1 protein-coding gene is annotated in these 1,549 nt (G+C 44.7%); it reads right to left on the bottom strand.

Annotation, left to right across the window (positions count from 1 at the left end; translation table 11 throughout):
- Positions 1 to 1,532: translation elongation factor 4 (gene lepA / locus ACS8FD_RS14180; protein ID WP_439276338.1), on the bottom strand; the 1,532-nt coding region annotated here is incomplete at its 3' end.
- Positions 1,533 to 1,549: the final 17 nt, after the last annotated feature.

The raw sequence follows: 1,549 nt of genomic DNA, 5'->3' as shown, positions 1-1,549 counted from the left end.
CCGCGGAAACGTGCTTGGTCTTGATGTACGATCATCGCCAAGGCATCTACCTTATCACCATTGATCAATACATCAACTTTGACCAGCTTGTCTACTTGATAACGCTCAAAATTATAATCAAGCGATGCAAATCCACGAGAGACTGATTTTAGACGGTCAAAGAAATCCATGACCACCTCACCCATTGGGATATCAAAAATCAGCTGAACTTGCTTACCCATAAAGCGCATATCAACTTGCACGCCGCGACGCTCAATGCACAAGGTCATAACGTTACCCAAATAATCTTGCGGTACTAAGATTTGACAACGGGCAATCGGTTCGCGGAACTCTTCAATATTGTTAGGCTCAGGCAAATGCGAAGGATTGTCGACATAAATGACTTCACCATCTTTCTTTTCGATCTCATAGATAACAGATGGCGCAGTGGTGATCAAGTCCAAGTCGTATTCACGCTCTAGACGCTCTTGGATAATCTCCATATGCAGCATACCTAAAAAGCCGCAACGAAAGCCAAAGCCTAGCGCATCAGAAGTATCAGGTTCAAAAAACAGTGAGGCATCATTAATTTGCAACTTTTGTAGTGCTTCACGAAACTTTTCGAAATCATTGGCATCAACAGGAAACATGCCTGCATAAACTTGCGGGGTCACTTGCTTAAAGCCTGGAATGCGATCAACGTCTGGTGTTTTAGCATGGGTGATCGTATCACCGACGGGAGCCCCTGCAATGTCTTTGATACCGGCAATAATAAAACCCACTTCCCCAGCTTCTAAAATACCTGTATCGACAGGCTTGGGCGTAAACACACCAATAGAGCTGACCGGATGCGCCTCTTTGGTCGATTTAATATAAATCTTATCGCCTTTTTTTACGGTTCCTTCACGCACACGCACCAATGAAACCACGCCTAAATAACTGTCAAACCATGAGTCTATAATCAAAGCTTGTAGCGGTGCTTCGCGGTCACCCGTCGGTGCAGGAATAACTTCAACTAAGGTTTCTAATAGTTTGTCAACACCAAGCCCTGATTTGGCAGACACACGCGGTGCATCAATGGCTTCAATACCAATGATATCTTCAATCTCTTGAATCACACGCTCAGGCTCAACTTGAGGCAGATCAATTTTATTTAAAACCGCCATTACCTCCAAGCCTTGATCAACTGCAGTATAGCAATTGGCAACGGACTGCGCTTCTACGCCCTGCGCGGCATCTACCACCAGTAGTGCACCTTCACAAGCGGCTAATGACCGAGAAACTTCGTATGAAAAATCGACGTGTCCCGGCGTATCAATAAAGTTGAGCTGATAGCGCTCGCCATTTGGATGATCATAGAACAGGGTTACTGATTGTGCTTTGATGGTAATACCGCGCTCGCGCTCGATATCCATGGAATCAAGTACTTGTGCTTGCATTTCACGATCTTGCAAGGCACCACACATTTGAATAAATCGATCGGCAAGCGTTGATTTGCCATGATCAATATGGGCGATAATAGAAAAGTTACGAATATTGGCTAATGCAGTCACAAAGCGCCTACTAAATA

It is taken from the genome of Psychrobacter sp. 1U2 (assembly GCF_051847575.1).
This window is presented reverse-complemented; position numbering and strand designations above follow the sequence as displayed.